This is a genomic window from Sorangium sp. So ce887 (genome assembly GCF_051521455.1).
In the GTDB taxonomy this organism is placed as follows: domain Bacteria; phylum Myxococcota_A; class Polyangia; order Polyangiales; family Polyangiaceae; genus Sorangium.
The window spans coordinates 7,238,883-7,263,704 of the sequence record NZ_CP150354.1 but is presented as its reverse complement, the minus strand read 5'-3'; the positions used below and the strand labels follow the sequence as shown (position 1 = coordinate 7,263,704).

At 72.8% G+C, this 24,822-nt stretch carries 16 protein-coding genes; 9 read left to right on the top strand and 7 right to left on the bottom strand.

The features are described 5' to 3' along the window. Positions 1-267 precede the first annotated feature (267 nt). Positions 268-1,095, top strand: a complete 828-nt coding sequence (locus WMF36_RS26910; protein ID WP_437573624.1) for a GNAT family N-acetyltransferase — start codon at positions 268-270, stop codon at positions 1,093-1,095. A gap of 218 nt (positions 1,096-1,313) precedes the next feature. On the opposite strand, the gene WMF36_RS26905 is transcribed toward WMF36_RS26910, so the two are convergent. From WMF36_RS26905 to WMF36_RS26895, 3 genes are all read right to left on the bottom strand, one after another. Then, positions 1,314-3,470, bottom strand: a complete 2,157-nt coding sequence (locus WMF36_RS26905; RefSeq protein WP_437573623.1) for an anthranilate synthase component I — start codon at positions 3,468-3,470, stop codon at positions 1,314-1,316. Between the two features lie 85 nt (positions 3,471-3,555). Next, positions 3,556-5,718: an aminodeoxychorismate synthase component I gene (gene pabB, locus WMF36_RS26900; RefSeq protein WP_437573622.1), complete on the bottom strand. Its 2,163-nt coding sequence runs from the start codon at positions 5,716-5,718 to the stop codon at positions 3,556-3,558. A 94-nt stretch (positions 5,719-5,812) separates the two neighbouring features. Beyond that, entirely contained in the window at positions 5,813-7,093 is a 1,281-nt protein-coding gene (locus WMF36_RS26895; protein ID WP_437573621.1) for an isochorismate synthase, read from the bottom strand. 608 nt (positions 7,094-7,701) lie between these two features. Between WMF36_RS26895 and WMF36_RS26890 the strand changes: the two genes are divergently transcribed. The 3 genes from WMF36_RS26890 to WMF36_RS26880 all read left to right on the top strand — a co-directional run bounded on the left by WMF36_RS26890 (position 7,702) and on the right by WMF36_RS26880 (position 10,997). Beyond that, entirely contained in the window at positions 7,702-9,099 is a 1,398-nt protein-coding gene (locus tag WMF36_RS26890; protein WP_437573620.1) for an ABC transporter substrate-binding protein, read from the top strand. A gap of 85 nt (positions 9,100-9,184) precedes the next feature. Beyond that, positions 9,185-10,117, top strand: a complete 933-nt coding sequence (locus WMF36_RS26885; protein WP_437573619.1) for a carbohydrate ABC transporter permease — start codon at positions 9,185-9,187, stop codon at positions 10,115-10,117. Between the two features lies 1 nt (position 10,118). Beyond that, on the top strand, positions 10,119-10,997 hold the full coding sequence (locus tag WMF36_RS26880) for a carbohydrate ABC transporter permease (protein ID WP_437573618.1): 879 nt from the start codon (positions 10,119-10,121) through the stop codon (positions 10,995-10,997). Between the two features lie 28 nt (positions 10,998-11,025). Here the strand turns inward: WMF36_RS26880 and WMF36_RS26875 are convergent, their stop codons facing one another. From WMF36_RS26875 to WMF36_RS26865, 3 genes are all read right to left on the bottom strand, one after another. Continuing rightward, entirely contained in the window at positions 11,026-11,562 is a 537-nt protein-coding gene (locus WMF36_RS26875) for a hypothetical protein (RefSeq protein WP_437573617.1), read from the bottom strand. Then, on the bottom strand, positions 11,559-12,167 hold the full coding sequence (locus tag WMF36_RS26870) for a DUF4166 domain-containing protein (protein ID WP_437573616.1): 609 nt from the start codon (positions 12,165-12,167) through the stop codon (positions 11,559-11,561). The genes WMF36_RS26875 and WMF36_RS26870 overlap by 4 nt, the downstream gene beginning before the upstream one ends. A 77-nt stretch (positions 12,168-12,244) precedes the next feature. Next, entirely contained in the window at positions 12,245-12,622 is a 378-nt protein-coding gene (locus WMF36_RS26865; protein ID WP_437476619.1) for a hypothetical protein, read from the bottom strand. A 176-nt stretch (positions 12,623-12,798) separates the two neighbouring features. Here WMF36_RS26865 and WMF36_RS26860 point away from each other — a divergent pair, with 176 nt between their 5' ends. From WMF36_RS26860 to WMF36_RS26840, 5 genes are all read left to right on the top strand, one after another. Next, on the top strand, positions 12,799-13,980 hold the full coding sequence (locus WMF36_RS26860) for a hypothetical protein (RefSeq protein WP_437573615.1): 1,182 nt from the start codon (positions 12,799-12,801) through the stop codon (positions 13,978-13,980). A 59-nt stretch (positions 13,981-14,039) separates the two neighbouring features. Further along, entirely contained in the window at positions 14,040-14,723 is a 684-nt protein-coding gene (locus tag WMF36_RS26855) for an RNA polymerase sigma factor (protein ID WP_437573614.1), read from the top strand. Continuing rightward, the gene (locus WMF36_RS26850) at positions 14,720-15,829 is read left to right on the top strand and encodes a hypothetical protein (RefSeq protein ID WP_437573613.1); all 1,110 of its coding nucleotides are present in this window, start codon (positions 14,720-14,722) and stop codon (positions 15,827-15,829) included. Before WMF36_RS26855 ends, WMF36_RS26850 begins: the two co-directional genes overlap by 4 nt. Positions 15,830-16,235: 406 nt before the next feature. Continuing rightward, positions 16,236-18,200: a hypothetical protein gene (locus WMF36_RS26845; RefSeq protein WP_437573612.1), complete on the top strand. Its 1,965-nt coding sequence runs from the start codon at positions 16,236-16,238 to the stop codon at positions 18,198-18,200. Between the two features lie 423 nt (positions 18,201-18,623). Then, positions 18,624-19,673 carry a hypothetical protein gene (locus WMF36_RS26840; protein ID WP_437573611.1) on the top strand — a complete coding sequence of 350 codons (1,050 nt, stop codon included), beginning with the start codon at positions 18,624-18,626 and terminating at the stop codon, positions 19,671-19,673. Between the two features lie 58 nt (positions 19,674-19,731). On the opposite strand, the gene WMF36_RS26835 is transcribed toward WMF36_RS26840, so the two are convergent. Next, positions 19,732-24,663 (bottom strand): translocation/assembly module TamB domain-containing protein, encoded by a 4,932-nt coding sequence (locus WMF36_RS26835; protein WP_437573610.1) that lies wholly within the window; start codon positions 24,661-24,663, stop codon positions 19,732-19,734. Positions 24,664-24,822: the final 159 nt, after the last annotated feature.

Here is a 24,822-nt window from a genome sequence, read left to right as displayed (position 1 = left end):
GCCGCAACGCCCGCGGCCGCGCGAGCGGAGATCGTGGGGCGGCGCAGCCCCGGACGGCGCCGGCGGCAGCCGAGCGCGCTCCCCGGGGACGGCTCGGGCGCGCGGCCTCCGCCCGGCGGCGCGGCCTCCTGGCGGCGGCGCCGGAGGCGCGCTCGTGCTCCTCTGCACGACTGCACGAGGCGCGCTCGGCGGACTAGGATGGAGAACACCATGTCACGTGAGCGCTTCTCTCCGATTCCGATTCCGACTCCGATGACGAGCAGGCCCGTGTCGAGGCCGTCGTACGCCGAGATCGCCCGGCTCGAGGAGCGCCGGCTGGCGCTCGGCACCTCCTCCGTGGTCGCCTGCGCCGAGCCCATCGCGGGCGGGTCGATGGCCTTCGACGGAGACGGCTCCTGGGGCAACTTCGCCGCGGGGCTCGGGCTCGATGGGCCCGTCTCCGTCGAGGAGCTCGATCGTCTCGTGGCGTTCTACGCGACGCGGGGCACGGAGCCGCAGATCCATGTCTGTCCCTTCGCGCACGAGTCGCTGGTGCGCGGCCTCGCCGCGCGGGGGTTCGTGCTGCGCGAGTTCGAGAACGTGCTGGCGCGCGAGATCGCGCCGGACGAGGACCTCCGCGCGCTGGTGCCGTACCGAGGCCCCGAGGGGCTCGAGATCGTGCGCGTCGATCCGGGCGACGAGGCGCAGGTCCGGGTGTTCATCGAGGTGTCGACGAGCGGCTTCCGGGCCGAGGGCGAGCCGCTCGCGCCCGCGCTCTTCGAGATCACCCGCCGGGTGGTCGCGCAACCCGGTTGCGACGCGTACCTCGCGCTCGTGAACGGCGAGCCCGCCGGCGGCGGCAGCGTGGAGATCGCCGGCGACGGCGCCGCGCTCTTCGGCGCCTCGGTGCTCCCCCGGTTCCGCGAGCGCGGCATCCAGCAGGCGCTCATCGTCCGCCGCCTGGAGCGGGTGCGCGAGCGGGGTCGCCACCTGGCGTGCATCAGCGCCAGTCCCGGTATCCCCACCGAGCGCAACGCCATGCGGCTCGGGTTCTTCATGGCGTACAGCAAGGGTGTTTTTGTGCGGCGTAGCGAGAGCGCGCAGGCACCGGCCTGAGCGTTCCCGGGCGCCCCCGCATTTGCAGGTGTGCAGCACTGCGCTTGCAGAAGCGAAACGACCGCCCTGGACATCCATGCGAAGTGCGCGACTACGACGGAATCACGCCTGGCACGCCTGATGCTCTTATGCAGCCCAGCGTCGCTGGCGTGGCCTCTCCCCCCCCGAGGCCCCGGCGGCGCTTTTTCATTTTGTGGTCTGAACCGGTTCAGGCGCTCTCAGCGCCGCTCCCGGCGCAGATCCGCGACCGCGTTCCACACGAGCCGCAGCCCCACGTTGTCGTGCTGTGAGAGGATCGACTCGGGGTGGAACTGCACCGCCGCCATCGGCAGCTCCGTGTGCTCGAGCGCCATGACGACCCCGTCCTCGGTCTCGGCCGTGACCTTCAGCGAAGAGGGGAGCGCGTCGCGCAGCGCATAGAGCGAGTGGTAGCGCCCCGCGTGGAACTCGCGCGGCAGCCCCTCGAAGAGGCGCCCGCCCAGCACGCGCACCTTCGAGGCCTTGCCGTGCATCGGGTAGTCGAGCACGCCGAGCTTGCCCCCGAAGTGCTCGACCATCCCCTGAAGGCCCAGGCAGACGCCGAAGACGGGCAGCCGCCGCTCGATCAGCGCCGAGAGCGTCCCCGAGAGATCGAAATCGCTCGGCGTCCCAGGGCCGGGCGAGAGCACCACGAGATCGGGAGCGTAGGCGTCGATCTCCTTGTGCGGGAAGCCGGCGCGGAGCGTCATCACCTCGGCGCCCGTCTGCCGGAGGTAGTTGGCCAGCGTGTGCACGAACGAGTCCTGGTGATCCACGAGCAGCACCTTGAGGCCGCCCCCCGGCACCGGGTGGATGGCCGCCGGAGCCGTCGTGGGGACCCCGCGCGGCCTCCGGATCGCGTCGATGAGCGCCGACGCCTTCACGTGGGTCTCGCGCTCCTCCTCGTCGGGATCGGAGTCGTAGAGCAGCGTCGCGCCCACCCGGACCTGCGCCACGCCGTCCTTGAGGCGGATCGTGCGCAGCGTGAGCCCCGTGTTCATGCTGCCGTCGAAGCCGACGATCCCGACCGCGGCCCCGTACCACGCGCGCGGCGAGCGCTCGTGATCCTCGATGAACTGCATGGCCCAGGCCTTCGGCGCCCCCGTGACCGTGACCGCCCAGGTGTGCGCGAGGAACGCGTCGAGCGCGTCGAACCCCTCGCGCAGCCGCCCCTCGATGTGATCGACCGTGTGGATCAGCCGCGAGTACATCTCGATCTGGCGGCGCCCGATCACGCGGACGCTCCCCGGCACGCAGATGCGGGACTTGTCGTTGCGATCGACGTCCGTGCACATCGTGAGCTCCGACTCGTCCTTGGCGGAGGCGAGCAGGCGCGCGATCTGGGCCGCGTCGGCGATCGGGTCGCTGCCGCGCGCGATCGTGCCCGAGATGGGGCACGTCTCGACGCGGTTGCCCTCGACGCGCACGTACATCTCCGGCGAGGCGCCGATCAGGTACTCGGACTCGCCGAGGTTCATCAGGAAGCCGTAGGGCGCCGGGTTGCGCTCGCGCAGGCGGTGGAACAGCTCGGTGGGCGCGACCGGGCACGGCTCGTGGAGCGTCTGGCCCGGGACGACCTCGAAGAGATCGCCCCGCTTGAACGACTCCCGCGCGACCCGGACGAGCTCGGCGTACTCGCCCGGCGCGTACTCGTTCGGCGGCGCGCGATCGGCGCCGACGTAGGCGCGCGCCGCGCCCTCGCGCGGCAGCCCGTCGGTCGAGCGATCGCCGAACTCGAGCTCGTAGCGCGTGCGCGTCGCCCGCTCGCGGCGATGGTCGACGGCGACGATCTCGTCGGGGAGGTAGAGCACGAGATCCCGCTGATCCGCCGGGCGCTCGAGGCGGAGCCGGATGGGCTCGAACTGGAAGGCGAGATCGTACGCGAACGCGCCGTAGAGCCCGAAGAGCGAGTCGCCCGGGACCCCGAAGAGCTCGATCATCCGCCGCAGCACCGAGAAGATGGACGGCTGCCGGCTGCGCAGCTCCTCCGGCACCCGCTCGCCCGGCGGCCGGACCGCGCCGACCACCTCGTCCGCGCGGCGCTCGATGGCCGCGACCGCGTCGAAATTCCGGAGGGCCTCGTCGATGGCCGGCAGGATCACCCGCCCGCGCTCGTTCAGCGCGGTGAACCGGAAGTCGCGGCCCCGGGAGACGAGCACGAGCGGGGGATTGATGAAGCCGATGTCCCAGCGCGTGTACCGGCCGGGCACCTCGTAGCTCGACGCCAGGACCACGCCGAGGTGGCTGTCGAGCGCCTCGACGATGGGCTGGATCGCGCCGTCGACGACGAGGTCCTCGACCTCTCGACGCACCGTGACCCCCCTCTGCGTAATGTTGCTGTCTCGTTTCAAGGCCACGTCTCCTTCTGCGCGGCGAGTATACGCGGTGCGGCATGCGCGCCGCACTCGCTTCTTCGCCGCGCGCACGGGTCCGTCGGGCACGTCATCGGCGCGGCGCGCCCGTCGCCTGGGCGCACCGCGCGGACGCTCGGCCGGCGTCCGCGACGCGCTCCGCGAGGTAGATGGCGCGGAGCAGGGGGAAGCTCTTGACGAGGACCTCCTCGTACTCGGCCTCCGCGCTCGACTCCGCGACCACCGCGCCGCCGCTGCCGAAGCTGACCCCCTCGCGGTCGGCGACGAGGGTCCGGATGGCGATGTTCATGTCCATGGGGCCCTCGTGGGCGAGGTACCCGATGCTGCCCGTGTACACGCCCCGCGTGCGCCGCTCCAGCGCGTCGATGATCGCGATCGTCCGGTGCTTCGGCGCCCCGGTGATCGAGCCGCCGGGGAAGCACGCCTCGAGCGCGTCGAGGGCGCCCCGGCCCTCGCGCAGCGCGCCCGTGATGACCGAGGAGAGCTGGAGCAGGGTCGCGTGCTCGGTGATCCGCAGGAGCTCCTCGACCTCGATCGAGCCCATGGCGCAGACCCGGCTGAGGTCGTTGCGGACGAGGTCGATGATCATGAGGAGCTCGGAGCGGTCCTTCTCGCTGGTCGCGAGATCGCGGCGCAGGGCCAGGGTCTCCTCCTCGGTGGCGCCCTTCGGCCGCGTCCCCTTGATGGGCTCGCTGCGCACGCGCCGCTCCCGGTCCACCGAAAGGAACCGCTCCGGCGAGGACGACAGCACCGCGCCGTCCGGCAGCTTGAGGTAGGCCGAGAACGGCGCGGGGTTCGTGCGGCGCAGGACGCGGTAGAGGGCGAGCGGGTCCAGCGACGTCCGCGCATGGAACTCGTTGGTGAGGCACACCTCGTACGTCTCGCCCTCGTGGATCTCGCCGAGGATGGCCGCGACGGCGTCGAGGTGCTCCCTGCGCGAGAGGCGCTGGGAGAGCGCGACGCGATCGGCGAAGCCCTCCGGGACGGGCGGGAGGACCGGCTCCGGGAGGGCCGGGAGGCCCTGGAGGCGCGCCGCGATCTCGTCGAGCCACGCGTCAGCCGAGGGAGGCGAGGGAGGCGAGGGCTCGTCCGCGCCGGGCGCGTCGATCGCGCACGCGTACACCGCGCGCTCGACGTGGTCGAAGGCGAGGAGCCGCCGCGCGATCATCATCGCGCTGTCCGGGAGCGCGCGGCGCGGGTGGGCGGACGCGCCGAAGCCGAGGTGCTCCTTGAGCTCGTAGCCGAGATAGCCCACGAGGCCGCCGGTGAAATGGAAGGGCAAGCCGCTCGGCGCGAGCGCCACCGACGCGAGCTCCCGCCGGAGCGCCGCGAACGGGCTCCCCTCGGACAGGGCCGGGGTGAGGAGGCCCCCCGGGCCGCCGGCGCTCCATCGCGTCACGGCGGCGCCGTGGCTCTCGATGGCCTCGGTCGCGCTCCCCATGAACGAGAAGCGCCCGTCGCGGCCGGGCGCGCTCGAGTCGAGCCAGAACGCGTACGGGGCCGCGGCAAAGAGCCCGGCGAAGGCCCGCTCGGGGTCGACCCAGGGGAGCCGGAGGTGACGCACGCGGCCGCGTTCCGGCGCGCCCGCCAGCGCCCCCGGCGCGCGTGCGCGTCCGCCGGGCGCCGGAGCCCTCCGGTCGCGCGCCGCGCGCGCGGCCATGTCACGGAAATTGCTGAGAATTCTCTTGCCGTGCTCCGTGCCGATCGACTCGGGGTGGAACTGCACGCCGTGGAGCGGCCGGTCCTTGATCTTGAGGGCCATGATGAGCCCGTCGCCGCGCGTCCGGGCGGTCACCTCGATCTCCGCCGGGAGCGCGTCGTCGCCGACGATCAGCGAGTGGTAACGCACCACCTTGAACGGGCTGGGCACGCCCTCGAACAGGCCGGTGCCGTCGTGCTCGACCTCCGTGACCTTGCCGTGCATCACCCGCGGGGCGTGCTGGACGCGCCCGCCGAAGCGCGCGGCGAGCCCCTGGTGGCCGAGGCAGACCCCGAGGATCGGCGTGTCGGCGAGCGCCTCGATCACCTCCATGCAGACACCGAAATCGGCCCGGCGCTCGGGGCGGCCAGGGCCGGGCGAGATGACGATGCTGTCGACCTCCAGGTCCCTGATCTCGGCGAGCGAGAGGCGGTCGTTCCTGACGATGATCGGCTCCTCGCCGTTCACCTCCCAGAGGTACTGACCGAGGATATGGGTGTACGAGTCGTAGTTGTCGATGAGGAGTGTCTTCACGGCGAAGCTCCCCTTCGGGCCCGCGCGGAGCCCGTCAGCGCGGCCCCGACGGCGCGGAGCGCGGCGCGGGTGAGGCGCCCGGGCGGCCCTGGCATCAGGGGCGGATGATGGCGGCGAGCATGGCCTGGAGCTTGAGCTGCGTCTCGACCAGCTCGGCCTCCGGGCTCGAGCCGGCGACGACCCCGACGCCCGCGACCATGCGCGCGCGCGCGCCGTCGACCGTGGCGCTCCGGATGCCGATGAACCAGTCGCCGTCGCCGCGGGCGTCGACCCAGCCCACGAGCCCCGCGTAGAGCCCGCGGCGGATGCCCTCGTGCTCGGCCAGCCAGGCCTCCGCCGCGTCGCGCGGGGTGCCGCACACGGCGGGCGTCGGGTGCAGCCGCGCGGCGAGCGTGAGCGCGTCCGGCGCCGTCTCCTTGAGGTCGCCGTGGATCGACGTGCCGAGGTGCATCACGTTGCGGAGGCTCAGGATCGACGGCTCGCTCGGGACGTCGAGCGACGCGCACTCCGGCGCGAGCGCCGCGGCCACGGCCTCCACCACGAAGCGGTGCTCGCGCTGGTCCTTGGCCGACTTCCGGAGGACCTCGGAGAACCGGCGGTCGGCGTCGACGTCGGCCGAGACGGCGTAGGTGCCGGCGAGCGGGTGCGAGGAGACGGCGCGCGCGCGGCGCGAGAGCAGGAGCTCCGGGCTCGCGCCGAGGAAACCGTCGAAGTGGAAGATCGCGCATGAGGGGTAGAGCGCGGTGAGGCGGCGCAGGACCTCCTCGACGACGATGGGCCGGTTCGCCTCGACGTCGACCGCGCGCGCCACAACGACCTTGGAGAGATCCCCGTGCTGGATGTCGGCCACCGCGCGCGCGATGCGCCCGCACCACTCGTCGTGCGGGAGCGCCGATTTGAGCGTGAAGCTGTCGGGCGAGCGCCGGTGGCCCTCGACCGGCTCCAGGCGCGGCGCGGGGGCGGCGCCCTCGCCGATGGTTGTGACCCACGCGGTCCCGTCGGGCGCCACGCCGACGACCTGGGCCGGCACGACGAGCATGGCGGGCTCCGTCCGGTCGAACGGCAGGGCGCCGAGCGCCACCGGGCCGCAGCCGGGGCGGCCCACGGCGTCGGAGGCGGCGACCGACGAGAGCGCCTCCTGGACCCACGCCACGCCGCCCTCGATGCCCTGCGGCAGCTCCAGGCGGGCGGCGACCCCGTGCGCGATCAGCTGCGCGCTGGGGTGCAGCCAGACGCGCGCGCTGTCGCCCGCGAGCGACGAGATGCCGCCGGGCATCCTCGCGAGCGTGTCAGCATCGAGCCGGATGGTGCGGGCGACGAGCCGCGCCGCAAGGCGAGGGGCATCGGCCGGAGAGGAGAGCGTCAGGGGGGTCATGCACCGCCGTGCGCAGACCGGTTTGGGCTCGCCCTGCTCGGCAGGACCCGCCTGGAACAGCAGGCCGAGAGCCCGCGGCACCATGCCGGATCGCGAGCGCCGGCCGCGCAGCATCGGCTCTACCGCCTCCGGAAAGGCTCCGCAAGCGCAAAGCAGCCCGCGCGCGCGCGGCGTTCGGCCGCTGAAATCGCGCTTTCAGACGCGCGCCTCGCTTCGCGCAAACCATGCGCGAAGCGAGGCGCGCGTCACCTCGAGCAGACCGTGCGCGCCTCGCCTCGCGCAAGACCGCGCGCGCTTCCTCCCTGCGCCTGCGCCCACGCCCACGCTGTCATCACCTCCTGTCGCGCTCGCCAAGCGCCGTGTCGCGGTCGCGCGATCATCTGGCGCCATCGCCAGCAGCGCGCCGTGCTCCGTCCCATCTGTGATCCGTGGGCTCTCGCCCGCGGTGTTGACGCACCGATGCGGTGCGAACCCTTGCCCCGGAGCGCGCAATTGTTCGATGCTGCCGCGGGCTTCACCTTCGCGGCGCTCGTGAGCGGCGCGTCACGACAGCTCCGGCCCCGGACATGCAGAAACTCCTCACCACTGAGCTCAGAAAGGATCCTGCGATGGACCTCACTCGGCAGCATGACCTCCGCGCGTGGCGAGCCACAGCGCTCCTCCTCTTCGTCGTCGGGCTGTGCGCCTGCCGCGGCGACAAGAGCCCGCCCGCGGGCGATAGCCGCCCTCCCGCCGCCGCCACGACCGCGGTCGCAGAGGCGCCGGGCGACAGCGCGATCAAGGCGCAGCCTCCCGCGGTGTCGAACGCCGCCGAGGCGAAGAAATACGCCGGTAGCAAGCTCAAGTATTACAGCGAGCCGGTGGGCGTGGGCGCCGAGCTCGACAGGGTGATGATCAAGCGGTTCCAGCAGGACACAGGCATCGAGGTGACCATCATCCCGAGGCCCAAGGACGCGACCGAGACCTACGCCGTCTACCAGCGCCTCTTCCAGGCGCAGTCCGGGGACGTCGACGTCCTGATGCTGGACGTCATCTGGCCCGGCGCCTTCGCGCAGAACCTCGTCGACCTGAACGAGAAGCTCGGCGAGGCGGCCAAGCCGCACATCGAGAGCATCGTGCGGAACAACACGGTCGACGGCAAGCTCGTGGCGATGCCGTGGTTCACCGACTTCGGGCTGCTCTACCACCGCACCGATCTGCTGGAGAAATACGGTTACAAGAAGCCGCCGGAGACGTGGGACGAGCTCGAGCAGATGGCGAAGAAGATCCAGGACGGGGAGCGGGCGAGCAACCCGAACTTCCTCGGCTTCGTCTGGCAGGGCAAGGCCTACGAGGGGCTGACCTGCAACGCGCTGGAGTGGATCGCCTCGCACGGCGGCGGCGCGATCATCGAGGACGGCAAGATCACCGTGAACAACCCGGGCGCCCAGAAGGCGCTCGCGCGCGCCAAGGGCTGGGTGGGCTCGATCTCCTCCGCCGGCGTGACGAGCTACGAGGAGGAGGACGCCCGCAACACGTTCCAGGGCGGGAACGCCGCCTTCATGCGCAACTGGCCCTATGCCTACGCGGCGGGCAACGCCGAGAAGTCGCCGATCAAGGGCAAGTTCGGGGCGGGCCCGCTGCCGCACGAGCCCGGCCAGAAGAGCGCGGGCACCGTCGGCGGGTGGCAGCTCGCCGTCTCGAAGTTCTCGCCGAACAAGGACGCGGCGATCGAGCTCGTCCGTTACATGACGAGCCCCGAGGCGCAGAAGTTCCGCGCGACCGCGGGCTCGTTCATCCCGACGATCCCGTCGGTGCAGCAGGATCCGGAGGTGGTGAAGTCGCTGCCCTTCCTGGCGAACGCGAAGGACATCACGCTCGTGCCGCGCCCCTCGAACAGCACCGGCGCCCGGTACAACGAGGCGTCGATCGCGTTCTTCCAGGGGGTGAGCCAGGTCCTGCAGGGCAAGGAGCCGAAGGAGGTGCTCGGGCAGGTGGAGCAGCGCATCACGCGCGCGCTCCGCTGACACGGCTCCATCGCGTCGATCTCGGGTGCGGCGCGCCGCGCACGAGATCTCCCGGCCACACCCCCTCGCGAGGACGGACCACCCCATGAGCACGCCGGAGAACCCAGAGGCCACGAGCGCGGCGCCCCGCGCGGCCAGCGCATCGTTCGAGAAGCGGCGGCAGCGGCGCGCCTGGCTGTTCCTCCTGCCGACGCTCGTGGTCGTCGCCTTCGTCGCCCTCTACCCCCTGGCCGAGACGTTCTACCTGAGCTTCACCAACGCGCGCCTCGGCACGGGGGAGCCGGCCAGGTTCGTCGGGGTGCAGAACTACGTCGATCTCGCGCAGGACAGCTACTTCCACGACGCGGTCCTGCTCACGGTCCTCTTCACGGTCGTCACCGTGCTGAGCGAGCTCACCCTCGGGCTCGGCGTCGCGCTCATCGTCAACTCCCAGTTCAAGGGGCGCTCGGCGGTGCGCGCGGCCATGCTCATCCCCTGGGCCATACCGACCGTGATCTCCGCCCAGATGTGGAAGTGGATGTACAACGACGTTTACGGCGTCTTCAACGATCTCCTCGTCAACCGGCTCGGCGTCCTGGATCGCAACATCGCCTTCGTCGCCGATCCCGACGTGTCCTTCTGGGCGGTCGCGGTCATCGACATCTGGAAGACGACGCCGTTCATGGCGCTCCTCCTGCTCGCCGGGCTGCAGCTCATCCCGAGCGATCTCTACGAGGCCGCGCGGGTCGACGGCGCCACGGCGCTCCAGCAGTTCACCCGGATCACCCTGCCGCTCCTCAAGCCCTCGATGCTCGTCGCGCTCATCTTCCGCACGCTCGACGCGCTCCGGGTGTTCGACGTCTTCTTCGTCATGTTCGGCAACCGGCCGGACATGCAGACCATGGCGACGTACGCCCAGCAGACGCTCGTCAGCATCTCGAACATCGGATACGGCTCGGCGATCTCCGTCGCTCTCTTCCTGATCATCGCCGTGTTCATCATGATCTATCTCGCGGTGTTCCGCACCGAGGAGGCGTGAGATGAAGGGCTCTTCGCGGGACTCCGGGGGGCGGCGCTCGCCGGGACAGGGCGCCTTGCGGGCCCTGTTCTACCTGCTCGTCGCCGCGGTCGTCGGGTTCACCGTCTTCCCGTTCGTCTGGGCGTTCGTCTCCTCCATCAAGCCCGACGACGAGCTCTTCACGACCCCGGTCCGCTACTGGCCCGGCCGCGCGACGCTCGACAACTACCGCCTCGTCCTGGAGAACGGCGAGTTCCAGACGGCGCTCATGAACAGCGTGATCGTCGCCGTCTCGGTCACGGCGGTCTCGCTCGCCATCGGCTCCCTGGCCGCCTACGCGCTCGGGAGGTTCCGGTTCCGCGGGCGCAGCGCCGTGCTCTACATCGTCCTGGCGATGACCATCTTCCCGCAGATCGCCGTCCTCGGCGCCCTGTTCGAGATGATCAACTTCTTCAACCTCTACAACCAGCTCCCCGCGCTGATCCTGACGTACCTCATCTTCACGCTCCCCTTCACGGTGTGGGTGCTCACCGGGTTCTTGAAGGCGATCCCGCGCGAGATCGAGGAGGCGGCCTACGTCGACGGCGCGACGCCGTGGCAGGTGTTCACCAGGATCATGCTGCCGCTCTCGGTCCCGGGGATGGCGACGACCGGCATCCTCGCCTTCATCGCCGCCTGGAACGAGTTCCTGTTCGCGCTCTCGTTCACCCAGACGCCGGACAAGCGCACGGTGACCTACGCGATCCAGGCGTTCTCGACGACGACAAGCGGGCTCTACGAGATCCCCTGGGGGCAGACCATGGCGGCGTCCATCGTCGTGACCGTGCCGCTTGTCGTGCTGACGCTGGTCTTCCAGCGGCGGATCCTCGCGGGCCTCACGGCGGGCGCGGTGAAGGGCTGAAGGGGCCCGCGCGGCGCGGGCGCCCGGATCACGCGCGCCCCCAGGGGAAGCGGAGCCAGCGAGGCCCGTAGACGGCGCCGAGGTCGCGCAGCCCCGAGAGCAGCACGCCGGCGGCCATGAGCGGCAGGATCACGCGGAGAGCGAGCGGCGCCTCCCAGCGGGAAAAACCGGTGGCGCCGAGCGACCAGCGCCGGAGCTCGGGGAGGAGGTGCGCGAGGGCGGCGCCGTAGACGATGCCCATCACGGCGTGCATCACCCGCTCTCCCGGATAGACGCCCCCGAGCGGCCCGCGGACCGTGTCCTCGACGACGAAATCGCGGAGCGTGATCACGATCTCGACGAGGAGGAGCGCCGCGAGCAGCCAGGCGGCGAGCCCCTCCCAGCGCACGAAGGGCAGGGAGGCGAAGAGCACCGCATACACGAGATCGCGGGTGCCGTGGAGGACGAGCTCTGGCGCGGTGCCGGGCACGCCGCCGGGCAGGCGCGCGCGCCACTCGTGGTAGTAGAGCGTGTCGAACGCGCCGAGCGCGCCCTGCACCGCGAGGAGCACGAGCGCCGTGATCACGCGCGGGGCTCCGGCGATGGCGCTCCGGTCCCCGGCGGCGGCGCGCCGGCGCGCGCGGAGGGGGTCGCGCCGCGCTTCTCGCCGGCCACGAGCCCGTCGTACGCGACGAGCAGGCCGGCGACCGGCGCGAAGATCCGTACGTCGACGCGGACCTCACCGCGCAGGGGCTCGGCCCGCCCCTCGACGCGCGGGGCGAGCCACCGGGGCAGCGGCAGCCCGAAGCCGCGGAGCCCGAACGTCGACCGCGCCTGCTCGAACACGAGCGCTCCGCCCTCGGCGCGGAGCCGGAACCAGCACTGGATGACGCCGAGCGCCTCCACCAGCAGATCCCCCGATCGCCACTGCGACGAGCAGAGCAGGCGGCCCCCGAAGGTGCGGATCCACCGCTCGCCGTCGCCCACCGGCTCGACCGCGAGCGTCACGGCCACGTCCTCCGCCGCCTCCGGCATGCGCAGCAGGGCGGCGATCAGGCGCGCCGCGAGCCCGGGGCCGCGACGCACGCGGAAGCGGCCGCGGGCGCGCGCGCCGCCCGCGTGGAGGTCCCGGACCCGCGGCGCGAGCGCAGCCCACGCGGGGCCGAGGAGGGCAGGGTAAAGAGCAGGCATCAGGACACCAGGCGTCGCGACCGGACAGGTGCGAGAGGACGCCTCGCCGAGGCTCGGCTCCACCGCGGGATCGGCCGTCAGCCATCCTCCGGGAGCATCTCGCGCGGCAGCGCGGGGCTCCTCGGGGCGACGGCCGCGTCGGCCAGATCGCGGACCTTGACGATGAGCGCGCTCTCTGCGTCGCCGTCGGTCTCCTCGCAGAGCGACCGGATCTGCCAGAGCAGCTTGCGCGTGCGCCGCAGCTCGAAGACGAGCCACCGGGTCTCCGGCCGCGCCTCCAGCGGGTGACGCTCCAGCTCGACCTCGATCTCGCGGATGCGCTCCTCGATCTGCTCTCCGGTCGGAAAGATGCGGCCGTTGCCGTTGCAGTCCTTGCACAGAAAGGGACCGGAGTCGGTGTTGATCTCGCCTTCGCCGTAGCAGCTCGTGCACGTAACCAGATCGTAGGAGTTCATGGGGCGCCACTCTATCCGATCCTGCGCGCGCGGTGCTCGCGACCCGCGTCGGCCTGGCCAGGGCGGATCGGGCCGACCGCGCTCTCGCGCGAGATCGCAACGCGCCGGCCCAAGATGGCCGGGGCCGGCGCGTCCTAATTCCGCTTGCGCCGTTCCTTGCGCTCATGGGAGGCCCCGTGACCTGCCCTCGTCTCTCGCGTCGGGGCGCGCTCTGCGTCGTCCTGGCCCTGTGTGCCTTTCCCCTCGGCTCGCCGCGCGTGGCCTCGGCCGCCCCGCCGCTCCCTCGGCTCGCCGTCCACCGGGCGCCCTCGGCGACCGATTGCCCCGACGCGCCGTCGCTCGCCGCTGCGGTCGAACACGTGATGAACCGGCGCGCCCTGGAGCCTGCGAGCGCCGCCGGCGCCCCGGAAGGCGCTGGCGGCGCCCCGGAAGGCGCTGGCGGCGCCCCGGAAGGCGCTGGCGGCGCCCCGGAAGGCGCCGGTGCCCCGGAAGGCGCCGGTGCCCCGGAAGGCGCCGGTGCCCCCGGCGGCGCCCCCGCGAGCTCCGGCGTTGCTCCCGAGTTCGAGGTCCACTTTCTCCGCGCCGATTCCACGTACACCGCTGTCCTCCAAGCGGGAGGACGCGCCCGGCAGCTCTCGTCCGAAGCGGGAGCGACCTGCGACGAGCTCGTCGGGGCGGTGGCGCTGACCGTCGCCATCCTGCTCGACAGCAAGCCGGCGCCTCCACCCGCGCCGGCCCCGGCCGCCCCCGCCCCGGCCCCGGTCGCGCCCTCGCCGCCGCGCCCGCCGCGTCAGGCGCCGCGCGGGGACGTCTCGCTGGAGCTCGGCGCCGCGGGGACCGTGGGCATGCTCGATCCGTTCCGGCCGGCCGCGACGGCCGACGTCTCCCTGCGGCGCAGCGCCTGGTCCGCCGGCCTCGGCGCGGTGTGGCTGCCGCGCCAGGACATCGAGCTCACGTCGGGCGCAGTCTCCGTCGGGCTCGTCGCCGCGACCGCGCGCGGCTGCGCGACGATCCTCGGCGAGCTCGACGGCACCCGGCTCTCGGCCTGCGCGGTCTCGCTGTTCGGCGCCGTCCACGGCACGGGCAAGGGGTTCGTCCAGGATCGCGAGGCCTCCGCGCCCTGGCTCGCCGTCGGCGGCTCGGCCATCGCGGAAGGGACCCTCTTCGGCGGCACGCGCACGCGCGCGCTCGGCTGGGCCGCGCGCGCCACGCTCCTCGCTCCGGTCGTGCGGGCGCGCATCACGGTCGAGCGCCGCTCGGGCACCGACGCCGGCGCCGCCGTGATCGAGGACCCCGCGCTCGACCCCTCCCCGGTGGGGTTGCTCGTCGGCCTGAGCGCCCGCGTGTCGATTTTCTGATGGCGAGGCCGGAGACCCTCCACAGACGGGGTGAGCATGGCGAAGAGCGGCAGGACAGAATGACCTTCGGAGAGGTCTATGCGCAGCATTTCCGGTTCGTGTGGCGGTCGCTGCGACGCCTCGGCGTGCCCGAGAGCGACGCCGCCGACGCGGTCCAGGACGTCTTCCTCGTCGTCCACCGTCGGTTGCCCGAATTCGAAGGTAGATCGAAGATCACGACCTGGCTGTACAGTATCTGCTTTCACGTCGCCCGCGACCGGCGCAAGCTCGCTCACATGAGGCGGCGCGCTCACGACGACGAGCCGCTGCTCGACTGCGCCGACGACCGGGCCGACGTCGGCGCGGAGGCGGAGCGGCGCCAGGCGATCGCGCTGCTGGAGACCCTCCTCGACGAGCTGCCCCTCGAGCAACGCGCCGTGTTCACGCTCTTCGAGCTCGACGGCATGGGCGGCGACGAGGTCGCCGAGCTGCTCGACGTCCCGCTGGGGACCGTCTACTCGCGCCTCCGCCTCGCGCGCGACGCGTTCCGCCGCGCCGTCACGCGCCTGAACGCGCGCGACCGGTTCCACGTGGGCGGGGCCCCGGCCACGAAGTCGCAGCCCGTGCTGAAGGCGGCGGCCGTCGACGCCGGGCTCCCGGCCCTGGAGCGGGGGCCGGCGCCGCCAGGGCCCTCCTCGCTGCTCGTCCCGCTGCCGGGGGTCGAGCAGCGATCCATCTGGAAGCGCGCGGGAGGGGAGCGATGAGCGATCCCGTGCGCTGGCTCGATGCCGAGGTGAGCGCGCTCGAGATGGAGCGCGATCTCCTCCGTGCTGCTCCGCCGGCGGACCCACCCGACGGCGCGCAGGAGCAGGTGTGGGCCGCGATGGCCGCGCAGCTCGGCCTCGCCGGAACAGCCGCCCTCGGCGGGATCCAGGGCGCGGGAGGAGGGGCGCTCTCCGCGAACGCGGGCGGCGCGGCGAGCGCTGCCGCGGGCGGCGCCGGCGAGGTCGCCGCCGCGGCGTCCGCGGGCAAGGTGGCCGCCGCGGCGTCCATGGGCAAGGTGGCATCGGCCGCAGGCTTCGGCGCCGCCGGTGCTGTCGGCGCGGGTGCGGGCGCCGCCGGTGCGGGCGCCGCCGGTGCCGCCAGCGCGGCGGCAGCGGTCGCCGCAGCCGCGGGCGCTGCGGGCATCGTGAAGTCGATGCTCCTCGGCGCCGCCTGCGGGGTCCTGTTCCTCGTCAGCTATGCCGTCGTGGCCCCGCCGAGCGCGGCGCCGCCGGCTCAGGTCGTCGAGGTCGCGCCGGCCGTCGTGCCGCCGGCCTCCGCGCCCGCAGCGGTGCCGGCGCAGAAGACGGCGGCGCAGCCGGCCGAGGCGCCTGTACCGGTCCAGGTGGCTCCGCCGGTCGCGGTGCCGCCGCCGGCCAGGCGGATCACACCGGCCAGGCCCCGTACGACCGCGGCACCCCCGAAGCCGGAGGCGCCGCGGCAGGAGCACGCCGCGAGCCCGCCGCTCGCAGACGAGGCGGAGGTCGCCGAGGCAGCGCCCGCGGTGGAATCCGCAGGCGCAGCCCTCGCGGACGGCGCGCCCAGCCCGGCGACCCTTCGAGAGAGCCGGCTCGGCGAGGAGCTGACGCTCCTCGCCGACGCGCGCGCGGCGCTCCGGCGCGGCAACGCCGCCGGCGCGCTGATGATCGCCGAGCAAGCGCGGCTCCGCTTCCCGGGCGGCGCGCTGGCGCAGGAGCGGGAGGCGCTCACCATCGAGGCGCTCTGGCACAGCGGCCAGCGCGCGGCCGCGGCGCAGCGCGCCTCGGCCTTCCTCCGCGCCTACCCGTCCAGCCCCCACGTCTCTCGCCTCCACTCCTTCACCCACTAGAGCGGAGCTCTCCCGCTTCGGATACGGGCCCATCTCGGCGTTTTCGGTGCTCGGCGTACTGGAGTACGCCTGTGCGCCGAAAACGTCGATCTGGGCCCGTCTCCTGTGCGGGAGAGCACCGCTCTGGGACGCGGGGGGCGGAAGAGATTGAGAGCGGGGGGCGGGGGGAGAGAGAGGGGGAGTTGGCTGGGGGGGCGATGGGGATGGCGTCGGGGGAGAGGCGCGTCTTGGGGGCGGGTCGGGACGTGAGGGAGAGGGCGGGGGGCCGGGGATTCGTTAGCGGAGATGAATTTTTTGAAATGGGGGAACGCGCGAGCGTCCCTTCATGCGGGGTCACAGCAGATCTTCGCAGGCGGCTCTCGGCGCCGCTCATGGAGGAGCCATGTCATCGAAGCTATTACGAACCATGTCGCCAATTCTCGTCGTGAGCGCCGTGTCGCTCGCCGCATGTCAGGTGGATATCTCGCTCGGCGGAGCGAACACCAGCTCGACGTCGGGCTCGGGAGTCGGCGGCAGCGGCGGCGATGGCACCGGCGGCTCTGACTTGCCCGTCAGCACCAGCGGCAGCGGCAGCACAGGCGCAGGAGGCTGGGATTGGCCGGATTTCACGCCGGACAAGGTCGACGTCCTCTTCGTGGTCGATAACTCCGGCTCGATGGCGGACAAGCAGGAGATGTTGCGGCTGGCGACCGCCGACCTCGTGTTCAATATCGTCAACCCCGTCTGCGTGTCACCGACCGGCGAGCCGGTGGGCGAGTCGGAGCAGCCCGCGACCGGGTTCGACGCATGCCCGGCCGGCTCCTCGCGCGTGCGCAACCCGGTGCACGACATGCACATCGGCGTCATCAGCAGCAGCCTCGGCGGCCACGGATCGGGCGCCTGCCCTGCGTCGACGTCCACTTCGAACGTCGACATGGCCCACCTCCTCGCGCGCTCCACGGAGGAGAGCGGAACGAACGATCTGCCGACCTACCAGGACAAGGGCTTCCTCGTGTGGGATCCGGCCGGAAGTCACGACCCGGCAGGAGACTCCGATGTCGAGACGCTCTACAGCAAGCTCGGCGCCATCGTGGACGGGGTCGGGCAGGCGGGGTGCGGCTTCGAGGCGCCGCTGGAGAGCATGTATCGCTTCCTTGCCGACCCCGAGCCGTACGAGAGTATCGCGATCGTGGGGGACAGCCAGGTCGCCACGCCGGTAGGGGTCGACCAGACGGTCCTGGAGCAACGGAAAGCCTTTCTCCGGCCGGACTCGCTCGTGCTCATCGTGATGCTCTCCGACGAGAACGACTGCTCGATCAGGGACGAAGCCAAGAACTACCTCGTCGCCGAGACCAGCAGGAACTTCAGGATGTGGCGGCCGCGGAGCGAGTGCGCCATCGACCCGAACCACGAATGCTGCAGGTCCTGCAGCCAGGACCAGACAGGCTGCCCCGTGGAACCGGCCTGCACGGGCCCCGATGGCTATCCCGCCAGGCTCTCCCAGGACGAGGACCCGGTGAACTCCCGGTGCTGGGACCAGAAGCGCCGCTTCGGGGTCGACTTCCTCTACCCGATCGAGCGGTACTTCGAGGCGCTCTCGTCGCCCGTCGTGCCGTCGCGCACCGGAGAGCTCGTGCCGAACCCGCTCTTCACGAATCTCGAGAACGGCAGCACGCTGACCCGGGGGCCGCAGCACGTCATCTTCACCGGCATCCTCGGGGTGCCGTGGCAGGACCTCGCGCGCCAGGACGCAAGCGGCGCCCCCGATCTCTCGCAGGGCCTCGACGATCAGGGCCATCCGGTCGGCGGGCTCAAGAGCGCGGCTGAGCTCGAGGCGCCGGTGACCGGCAGCTCCAGCAACGCCTGGGACATCATCCTCGGCGATCCGGCGAACCACGTCCCGCCCGCGGACCCGTTCATGGTCGAGTCGATGGCTCCGCGCTCGGGCACGAACCCGATCACCGGCGATCCGATCGTCCCGCCGAACGCCACGGGATGGAACGCGATCAACGGCCGCGAGTACACGGTCCCGCCGGGGGGCACCGGCGATCTCCAGTACGCTTGCATCTTCGACGTCGAGGAGCGCAGCTGCGAGGGAATGAACCAGAGCTGCGATTGCAGACAGATCGGGAGCCAGAACATCGACAATCCGCTGTGCGTGCCGGAGACCATGAACGATCCGGCGGCGCCCCTCCCGCGGACGACGACGCAGTACAAGGCCAAGGCGTACCCGGGCGTCCGCGAGCTGCACCTGCTCCGGAGCCTCGGGGCGCAGGGGATCACGGGCTCGATCTGCCCGGCGCAGACGAGCGATCCGCTCAGCGACGACGGCGACTACGGTTACACGCCCGTCATCCGGGCGGTGCTCGACCGGCTCGACGCGTCGCTCTGACGGCGGTAGCGGCCGCGCTCCGCGGCCCGTGCCCGGGAGGCGCGCCTCACGCGAGCGCCGCCCGGGCGCGCAAACGGGGAGGGCCTCCGCCGAGGAGGCCCGCGGACCCTCCGATCAAGCCGCTGGCACAATCGAGACACAGCAAGACATCGCGATCGCGGTGACCGAGCTCGACACCGTGAGCTCCGTGCAAATCGCAGCGATTCTCAGTGGCACCGAACCTGCTTAAGGCGGACCGATGGCGCGACGCGGCCCCTCGAAGGACGCTCTGCTGGAGAGCGCAGACCGCAGCAGCGCTGCTGGCGGCCTGGGCGGTCGCGCTGGAGGCGTCGTCCTCGGCGGCGCCCGCGCGAAAGGCTCGCCGCGCGGTCGCCGGTCCGGTGGCCGCGTCGGGGTTCGGACAACCACAACGCGGAGGTTCTGATGCGTCACAAAGGACTGGCTCTCTTGCTGATCGTGTTCGGGCTCGTGGGCTGCGACGAAGAGGAAGACGGCGGCGGGGGCGGAGGACCGCAGGAGCCGCCCGGAGCTCAGACGTGCGGCGGGCTCCTCGGGACGGGCTGTCCCGACGGGCTGGAGTGCATCGATGATCCGGCCGACGACTGCGACCCGGAGCACGGCGGGGCGGACTGCGGCGGCATCTGCGTGGAGCCGACGCCGCCGGGGGGGCCGGAGTGCGGGGGCTTCGCTGGGATCGAGTGCCCCGAGGGGCGGGAGTGCGTCGATGACCCGTCGGACGACTGCGACCCGAAGCGCGGCGGCGCGGACTGCGGCGGCATCTGCGTGGAGCCGCCGCCGCCTGGGGGGCCGGAGTGCGGGGGATTCCTGGGGCTGGAGTGCCCCGAAGGGCGGGAGTGCATCGACGACCCGGCCGACGACTGCGACCCGAAGCACGGCGGGGCGGACTGCGGCGGCATCTGCGTGGAGCCGACGCCGCCGGGGGGGCCGGAGTGCGGGGGCTTCCTGGGGCTGGAGTGCCCCGAAGGGCGGGAGTGCGTCGACGACCCGGCCGACGACTGCGACCCGAAGCACGGCGGGGCGGACTGCGGCGGCATCTGCGTGGAGCCGAAGCCCGCGCCGACGATGTGCGGGGGCATCGCTGGGATCGAGTGCCCCGAGGGGCTGGAGTGCATCGACGACCCGGCCGACGATTGCGACCCGAAGCGCGGCGGGGCGGACTGCGGCGGCATCTGCGTGGAGCCGCGGCCGAGGGGGCCGGAGTGCGGGGGCTTCGCGGGGCTGGAGTGCCCCGACGGGCGGGAGTGCATCGATGATCCGTCCGACGACTGCGACCCGGAGCACGGCGGGGCGGACTGCGGCGGCATCTGCGTGGCGCCCGAGCCCGCGCCGGAGGGGTGCGGCGGCATCACGGCGCGCCCGTGCCCCGAGGGGCTGGAGTGCATCGACGACCCGGGCGACGACTGCGATCCGAAGATCGGCGCAGACTGCGGCGGTATCTGCGTGAAGCGTTGAGCCGGCGCGCAGGAGGCGCGCCGCCCTCACGAAGAGCGCGCCCCGCGCCGGAGCGCGCTCAGTACCGGTGCTTCCAGAGCAGGTCGAGCGTCGTCCCCGGGCTCTCGCCCGTCGCCATCCCGGCCCGCACGGACCAGTCCCGGCGGAACCGCCACTCCAGGCTCACCTCGGTGCGGGCACGGGCCGCGGCGGGGCTGCTCGGGGACCCGGCCCCCTGACCCTGCCCCGTGGGCCCCGCCTCGTAGCTCGCGCTCGCGGTCACCTGCTCCCCGAGCTGGTAGCCCACGGTGGTCTTCAGCGCGCCCTCGTCGGTCGTGTCCAGCTGCGTCTCGAAGTTCTGGAGCGGACCGATGCTCTGGAGGATCATGTTGATCTGCGCGGACGCGAGCCCCGTGCCCACGCCGGCCGCGACCCCTCCGGCCGCGTTGCTGCCGCCCCCGGAGCCAGGCTCCTCGGTGGACGTGCCGCCCGCCAGCGTCCCTTCCGCGTACTGCTTGCCGAGCAGGAGCTCGGCGATCACCTCGTTCTCCGGGCGCGGGGGCTCCGAACGGAAGGTGATCTTCTCCTCGGTGATCGGGTTGAGCTCCCCCACATAGTCGATGAAGATGCGGGTCCCCTCCCGCGTGTCGTGGAACGCCTTCACGTTCAGGTATGGATTCGAGGGATCCCCCTGCAGCGCGACGACGCCCGGCTCGATCTCGAACTCCTTGCCGATCACCTCGAGCTTGCCCGAGAGGATGTTCACGTTGCCGTCGATCCGGGTCTCCTCCGCGACCTGGATGCGGAGGGGGTGCGCCGGATCCCCGGACAGCGAGGCCTGCACCATGTCGCCCTCGATGCCGATCCTGCCGAGGTGGACCTCCATGACGAGCGGCGTGCCGCCCGCGCTCCGCTTCGCCTGGTCCGTCGGCTCGGCCGGCGCCCGCCGCGCCTCGTACTCTTCCCGGCTGAGCGGCACCGACGTGGTGATGTCCTTGTTCTCGTCGAGCGGCTGCACGCTCCGCCCGATCGTGGGCGGCAGGGTGACGTGGAGCGTGGGCACATCCACGCGCACGGCGATCTGCTCGTCCCGGCTCTCCGCCGCGAGCACCACCCTGCCGCGCACGTCGCCCATGGGGACGCCCTCCAGCGCGATCGGGAGATCCCGGCGCTCCGGGATCTCCAGCTCGGCGCGGGCGCTCCGGAACGCGAACCCCTCCATCTGGAGGGTCGCCTTGCCGCGGACCTGGCCGCTGCCGGCCTCGGCGCGGATGTCCTCGATGCGCAGCTCGCCGGAGGGGCTCGCCGTCACGCGGAACGACGCGTTCTCGAACGGCTGGCCGATCGTGGCCACGTGGACCAGGCCGCCGGTGAGGCGCATCTGGCCGGAGAAGCCCGCCTGCGCGCCGAGCCCGAGCCGCACCTCGCCGTCGAGCGTGCCGTCGAGCCGGTTCACCGAGCCCTGGAGGAACGGCTCCAGCGCCGCTAGACGGAAGCGATCGACCGCGAGCGACACCTCGGCGTTCTGGTCGTCCGTGAGCGTCGGGATCGCGTTCGCCTCCCACACCACCGGCGCCACCGCCTTGGCCTCGAGCCGACCGCCGTCGCGCCCCACGAGCCGCACGTTGGCCACCGCCGCGGTGCGCCCGGCGTCGCCCGGCGGCGCGATGTTGAACGAGACCTCGGCGGTCTCGTACTCCACGTCGGGGCCGAGCTTCAGGCCCGGGAACTCGAGGCGCGCCACGACCTCGGGGGCGGGCTCGAACAGGCCCCGCACGGCGACCTCGCCTCGCGCCTGACCGCTGATCTGCATGTCGGCGAGGACGGGGATCTCGGCGAGCGGCAGGTCCGCGATCTTCGCCTCGAGGCTGCCCTTGGTGAAGAGCGGACCGCCCTGGGCACCGCCGAGGAGGGCGGCGGCGTTCGCGCCGAGCTTCGCCGTCGCCGTCATGTAGGTGCGCGGGCCGCGGAAGGCATAGGCGTCGAGCGCCGCGTCGCGCCCGTCGTATACGAGCAGCGTGTCGAGCCGGAGCTTGCCGAGCGGCGAGGGGCCCCCCGCGCCGCCCACGTTCGACGCCATCGCGCGGGCCACGAGCCTGGGCTCGGCCATCGTCCCCGCGAAGTACACGTCGAGCCCCGCGGCGCCGGAGAGCACCGGGGTCCTCTTGCCGAAGGCGGCCAGCTCGGCGAGATCGTTGAGCCGGCGGCGCGGCACGCGGAGGTGCGCCGCGACCGGCATCCGCGGGAGCGCCGCGACCGGATCGGCCAGGAGCGCCGGAAGATCGGCGTCGAGCGCGGCCGAGAGCTCCGCCACGAGCTGGCGGTCGAACACCGACAGCGTGACTTGCGCGTCGCCCGTCTTCGCGTCGAGATCGCCGGCGATCCGCGCGTCGAGCTTCCTCGACACCCACGCCGGCGCGCCCGTCGCCTCGTCGACGGGCCCCGCGGCGCGCAGGCCCTCGGTGCGGATCAGGAGGCTCCGCACCGACGGGAGCCGCTCTCCCGCCTCGCGCACCACCGCGAGGCGCGCGGTCAGCCGGCCCGCGAGCTCGCTCAGGGCGAGCGGGACCGGCGAGGCCTGGGCCAGGCACCCGAGCTGCCAGGCGTCGGCGTCCATGCGCGCCGCGCCGGTGACGGTCTGCCAGGTGCGTCCGGAGAGGAGCGGCCCGCGCAGCTGCGCCGCGCTCCCGTCGACCAGGACGCGCGCGATCGCGCCCTGGCACACCGGCGGCGGCGGCGTCTTCTGGCGCCTCGCCAGGTCGCCGATCGTGGCCGACGGCTCGCCCGGCGTCGCGCCCTGGCGCTGGGCCTCCCGCGATCGGGCCGGCGGCGGCTCGGGCGGCGCGATCAGCCGGACCAGGCCGTCGGCCTTCAGCGCCTCGCCGTCGACGCGCGCCGTCATGTTCATCGACAGCCGCGGCGCCACGCCCGGGATGGAGCCGTCCTCGAGCTCGACCTGCACGTGCCCGGCGCGGCGCTTCCCCCGGCCGTGCATCGACACATCGAGGTTCGCGAGGCCCCCGACCCCGAGCGGCACCCCGGCGATGTCGGCGATGCGCTCGAGGTGGATCGCGGTGCCGCGGAGGTCGCCCTCGACCTCGTTCCCGGTGAGCGACAGGTTCCCCTGGAGCTCGCCCACGCCGTCGCCGCGCAGCTCGAGCCCGCGGAGGGCGATCCCGCGGCCCCACGCGACGCGGGCCGCCTGCGCGGTCATCTCGTCCTCCCCGCGCGCCACCTCCACGCGGATCCGCCGCGCCTCGCTCCGCTCGATGTCGAGGTCGGCCGAGGCCGTGATCCGGCGCTCCGCGCTGGCCAGCGATACGCGGACGCGCGGCGCGGTGGCGGGCCCTGCGGCGCTCGCCGCGACGCGGCTGAACGCGTACTGCTGCGCGCGGAGATCCGCGCCCCGGAAGTCGCCCTCGATCGTGAGCTTGTCGAGGGGCCCCGTGGCCCTTGCCCGGAGCTCGCCGCGCCCGAGCCGCAGCTCCGACCCGACGCGGAGCCCGGCGACGCGCACGGTCGCCCTCGCGTCGAGCGCGTCGTTCTTGAGCGCGCCCTCGACGTGGAGCGCGGCGCTGCCGTGGATGCCGCTCGGGACGTGCTGCACCGCGCTGAGGGACGGGATCTCGCTCTGCGCCTCGAACTGGATCTCCCCCTCTCTGGAGAGGGCGACGGTGGCCTCGATGGGCGCGCCGGGCTCGTGGATCGTCGCGGCGGCGCGCAGCGCTCCGCGCTCGAACGTCGCGCGCGCATCGAGCGCCGGCACGCGCTGCCCCACGGCGAGGAACGGCTCCGTCTTCGCCTCGCCGACGATGCGCGGCCCGCCCTCCGCGTCGAGGTGGATCTCCCCGCGGGCCTCCGCGCTCACCCGCGCGGCCGGCGCCGTCCCGGCGAAGGCGCGCGGGTCGAGCTCGGCGATCCGGACCTCGGCCGTGATGCGCCTCGGATCGAGGGCGTTCAGCCGGGCGCGGGCGGTGATCTCGCCGGTCACGGCGTCGTCGGTGACGAGCGGATCGAGGACCGCGACGCGCGCCGTGACGGCGAGGTCCGAGAGCTCTCCGTCGGCCGTGATCAGGACCGAGAGCGGCCGCGCCAGCGGCACGCTGGGGTCGATCGCGAGGGCCGCCTCGGGGGTCACGCGCGCGGACGAGATCCGCGCCGAGAGGCGCTCGTCCTTCAAGGTCCCCTCGGCCGTGAGCGGGATCGCCCCGACGCTCCCCTCGAGCTTCGCGGTGAGCTCCATCGGCGCGTCCGCGGGGACGCTCACGTTCCCGGAGACGCGGGTGACCTCGACAGGGACCGGCAGGAGGCGCCGCTCGGTGATGCGCAGGCGCTCGAGCGCGTACTGGCTCCGGTCCGCGACGACGATGCCGCCGGCGACGTCCTCGATCGTCGCGTCGATGGGGCTCCCGGGGGCGACCGTGCCGTGGACCGCGGCGTGATCGAGGACGACGCGCGACAGCTCGAGGCGGAGCGGCCGGCTTTCCTCGGCGGGCGGCTCCTCGGACGGCTTCGGCGTGAACGCCTCGGCGAGGGTGAGCGCGCCTTGCGGGTCCTGCTCGAGCAGGACGTCCGCATCGGCGACCCGGACGAGCGGGATCGTGATGGCGAGATCGCCGTCGCCGAGGACGAGCTCTCGCACGATCGAGGGCGCGTTGAACTCGGCGTGGACGCCGCTGACGCGGAGCAGCTCCGCGCCGCTGGGGTGGCGCACCGTCACCGCGGAGATATCGGTGGTGAAGAGGCCGAGACGGTCGATGCGCGCGATCTCGATCTCTCCCTGCAGGCTGGAGCGCAGGATGTCGTTGACGAGCTGCCTTGTCAGGTTGCGCGTCGAGGCGGTGTTCAGGTGAACGACCGCGCCGACCCCCACCGCGGCGACGAAGACGCCTCCCAGGCCGATCACGCTGGCCGTCACGCCGGCCGCGCGCGCGAGCGCCCGGCGGAAGCGGCCCCGCCCGTGCGCGATGGCTGTGCTGGGCACGGGAGGGTGGGCGGGATCTTCAGGCATAGGGATCAGCTGGTTCCGCGCGTCAGAAATCGTGCCAGGGATCTGCCTCGCGAGCGAAGAGAGATTTCAACGCAAAGACGCCAAGAGCGCAAAGACGCAAAAATGCATGAAATTTGTTCTTCTTGCGCCTTTGCGCCTTTGCGCCTTCGCGTTGAAATC